This window comes from Trebonia sp. (genome assembly GCF_049794275.1).
Lineage (GTDB): Bacteria > Actinomycetota > Actinomycetes > Streptosporangiales > Streptosporangiaceae > Trebonia.
This window is the reverse complement of sequence record NZ_JBARCR010000803.1, coordinates 1-4,115: the sequence shown is the minus strand read 5'-3', so window position 1 is coordinate 4,115 and position 4,115 is coordinate 1. Positions and strand designations below refer to the sequence as shown.

Sequence of the window (4,115 nt, the reverse complement as noted above, 5' to 3'; positions counted from 1 at the left end):
CCGTCCGCGGCGCGAAGAGCAAGGGAGGGAAGGCCCCGCACCTGGTCGCGGCGCTGGCGCACGGCATCGGCGCGGTCCTCGGCCAGGTCGCCGTGGACGAGAAGTCTAATGAGATCCCCGCGGTGCGCGAGCTGCTGAAAGCGTTCACCGACCTGGCCGGGGCAGTCTTCACGATCGACGCAATGCACACGCAGCATGACACCGCGCAGGCCATCCTCGGCCGGGATGCCGACTACGTGATGACCGTCAAGGCCAACATGCCCACGCTGTACCGGCAGCTGAAGAAGCTGCCCTGGCCCGCGATCCCAGCCGTGTCCGCCGTGAGCACGGACCACGGCCGCAGGGCCCGCCGCACCATCAAGGCCGCGCTGGCGCCGGCCTGGATCGGGTTCGACGGCGCCGCCCAGGTCGCGCAGCTGCGCCGCACGGTCACCGTGAACGGCAAGAAGACCGTCGAGGTCGTGTACCTGATCACCAGCGACCGCGACGCCGATCCCGCCACCCTGGCCGCCTGGGTCCGCGGGCACTGGGAGATAGAGAACAAGCTCCACTGGGTCCGCGACGTGACCTATCAGGAAGACAAATCAATGGTCAGGACAGGAAACGCGCCCCGCGTGATGGCATCGCTGCGCAGCTTGGCCATCAGCCTGCTGCGCCTGGACGGCCACACGAACATCGCCGCCGCCAACCGCCACCACGCTCGCGACCCGCAGCGGACGCTAAAGCTGCTTCAGGCTGCATGAACGACTTTGCCGGGTCCCTGACGGACTGAATCGCCTTTGGCAGCCCTTGCTGTCGACCGTGCCCTCGGCTTCCAGATAGGCAGCTTCCACGTCGATGTCCGGTGCGGGGCCTCGACGCGGCCGAAGCAACTGGCCAGGAGCTGGTATTTCGGATGCAGGCTGTCGTCGCCTGTCAGGGCAGGCGGGGCTAGTCGTAGCCCCCCGGCCTACCCCGCAGCGACCAGCGAGCGGACCTGCCGTGTACCCCGAACCATGCACGGCCTGCCATCCTGCCCCCCGCACCGACGGCGCACCAGAACAACCTGATCTGGCGCGACCACCTACTCAGCCAGGATTGAGTCGCTAGCGTACAGATCGGCGGGAGTGTGCGCGGGCGCGCGAAGATTTCGGTTACTCTTCGTACGAGCTTCCCGCCGGCTCTCGTAGTTGTCACCTAGCCAGCAGTGACGCGCCGCGGCCCCTGGATGATTAGCACATGTCCACATTGGGAGCCTGGCTCACCATCTCGACTGTTGTCACGGGCGGATTGCTCGTCGGCGTGATACTGGGCTGGATCGAGCCGCCGAAATGGGCGACACCGCGCCGGGTGGTGGCCATCCTCCTAGTCGTCGCCGCGGTGGACATCTGCATGACGTACCTCCAGCAGTCCTCTCCGGTGACTGCCAGTCCGGGGGATGCTTCCACCGCAGCATCGGCCGTCGGACTGGTGCCGGTCCGAACGATAGACGGGGCCCAGGAGACACGGACCTTCCTGTCGGTGACAAGCGAGACCACCGGGGACGCGCACCTGGTGGAAAGCAGCCTGAACGGAAACGGGCACAAGGGTCTCGGGCTCGCGCCGGGCAACGGCCAGTTCGCCCTCGTCGGCAGCAGCCAACTGATCGTCTCGGCGGCCGACGGCAAGCAGCACGCTGACGGCCTGGAACTGCAGACCCTGTCCGGAAAGGCGCTGCGTTTCCTCACCTCACCCCCGGCCAACGAGACCGATACCGATCCTGTCATCACCTCTCGCGGCGAGGTCTACTTTCTGCGCACGACCTACATCTGGAGCGGACCGAACGGGGCTGCGACCGGAACCCGGCTAATGAAGGTCCAGATCGCGACGACAAGCCCGCCTGCCCAGGTCCGGACCGTGCGCCAGGTCACTGCGGGCCCGCTGTCGGTTAACACGGCCGGTACGTTGCTGGCCGGTCAGTGTTCCGGCGAAGCGTGTGTCCTGGACATCCCCAGCGGCCGGACGCGGTACGCCACCACATTCGGCACCAGCTCCCCGGTAGGGGACGATTCCATCTCGCCGGACGGGCAATACCTCGCCTACCAAGATTTCTCCGGCAACGCCTACGGCACGTCGCAGATATACGTGCGTGATCTCTCTACCGGGAAAACCGTCATGGTGTCGAGCCTGCCGGGAAATAACCGGGAGCCCAGCTGGGTAGCCGACTCCAGCGCACCTTGTCTCCTGTTTACGAATTCACAAACGTCGGGCGACCAGATCTACTTGTCCTGTCTGTCCCCCTCGACCGGCACCGCCCTGATAGGGCCGGGCGATCGCCCGGTCTGGCTGGGCGGGACCCTGGCTCCGGGGAAGCCCTCGCCCGTCAGCATCAACTGGCGTTCGTTGTGGGATACGTACCGTTCTGCGATCTTGCTGATCGGCACATTCGTCCTAGGGCTGCTGATCGGCCTCCTGGGCGGATGGTTCGCCAGGCCGACCTGGGCGACCCGCGTCCGGATCGTCGGCATGATCGTCGTTCTTGGGGTGGCTCAGCTCGCCGCTGTTCTCGTCGTGCCCCGTCTTACCGCGCAACCCCTGAACGGGCTCACGACGCTCGCACAGCTAGACCCGGCCCAGCAGGGTGACGTCCTGCTGTTCCAGAACAACTCTTCCGGTAACGGCAGCGTGTTTGCCGGACGACTCAACGGGACGAATATTCATCCCCTGGACTTCGCCCCGTACGGCAGCAGGTTCATCCCGGTCGGAACCGACGCCAGCAGCTTCATCTACAACCCCAGCCTGAACTCGCTCGTCTCGGATATCCAGCTCGTCGGGCCGACCGGAAACGAGATCCGCGCGCTCACAGACCCGCCTCCCGGCGAGACCGATACGCTCCCTACGCTCGCGAGCAGGGCACGGGAAGTCTTCTACCAGCGGAGCCGCCTCGTCCACGAAAGCAACGGCGGCTGGACGACGACTTCCCCTGTCGTCATGCGCGTCTCGCTGGCCGGCGGCCCCGCGCATGTGGTCCAGCTTCAGCAGGCGGTGTCGATCTATTCGCTTTCCGCCGACGCCGCAGGTAACCAACTCGCCGCCGTATGCGCGCAGCCCGGCTCGTTGCAAGCGTGTGTGTACAACCTGCCCGGTGGCCGCGTACGGTTTCGCACGCAGGCAACCGGCAACGTCTATTTCGTCGCGCTGTCGCCAGACGGCCATTACTTGGCCTACAGCACCTACAGCGCCCTGTATGTATACAGCTTCGCTAGCGAAAAGACTTTCACTTTTAGCTCACTAACGGGATTCAGCATCCAGCCCGACTGGATCACGGGTGCGGGAAAGCCATGCCTCTTGTTCGACAATCAGCAGACCGCAGCCGACACCATCTACCTTGGCTGCCTAACTCCCCAGCCTGCGTGGGCCCCCATCACGCCCGGCGAAAATCCCGCCTGGCTGGGAGCGTGACTCACGATCCCGCTGAAAGGACGGGCAGCAGGTGCGACCTCATCGTGCTATTCGAAAGCGCTCATCTTCAGCGCGCGCATGTCTGCAACAGCTCATATTGCCCCTCACGCCTTAATGCCGCTGGAGATGACCTCACCGGATGTCGGCTCACGTCCCATCGCGAGGCGGCTCGCCTCGAACCGCATACCGGTCCGTCCCAGCCCGATGCTCAAGGTGGTCTCCGATGCTGGCCTGCTGGTCCAGCGGCATTGCGAGGACGGATCTGGCGGCTCAACTGATTCCGGGCGAGCCCGGCACGGTGCGCCGCCAAGTCGCGCGCCCATAACAGCCAGATATGAGGCTCCCGGTCCGGGCTAGCCACACGGCGGACAATCCGCGCTAAGGCGGATCTCGCACGCCGCGTCCCAGCATCGCGGTGAAGTGAGCCTGAGTCCGCCGTCAGCGTGTGGTCCGGCGATACACGAAGCGTGCCTGCCGCGCAGCGGCTCCGTCCGCGTTGGGCTGGCCGTGTCGGGCTGACCTGAACATCCGCGTCATCAACGTCGCCACCAGCGAGCTCCTCCCGTGAGCTCGTGCTCAACCCCGATCGCGTCTACCAGCCCACCGGACGGCCGCCCGGCCCGCTCCCCGGAACCGCGGGGTCATTCCGATCTCTTGCGACTTCACCGAGTGTCGGGCTGGCCGGATTCGAACCG

At 65.8% G+C, this 4,115-nt stretch carries 1 protein-coding gene and 1 pseudogene; both read left to right on the top strand.

Translation table 11 applies throughout. From position 1 onward, the window contains the following. Positions 1–41: 41 nt before the first annotated feature. Positions 42–608: pseudogene (locus tag WA805_RS21005) on the top strand (ISAs1 family transposase); the annotation flags it as partial. Positions 609–1,218: 610 nt separating this feature from the next. After that, a complete protein-coding gene (locus tag WA805_RS21000; RefSeq protein ID WP_425243176.1) occupies positions 1,219–3,420 on the top strand; it encodes a TolB family protein in 2,202 nt (733 codons plus the stop codon). The last annotated feature ends 695 nt before the right edge of the window (positions 3,421–4,115 follow it).

Excerpts from the sequence above, each read along its gene's own strand:
- WA805_RS21000 (WP_425243176.1), top strand. The coding sequence starts at position 1,219 with ATGTCCACATTGGGAGCCTGGCTCACCATCTCGACTGTTGTCACGGGC.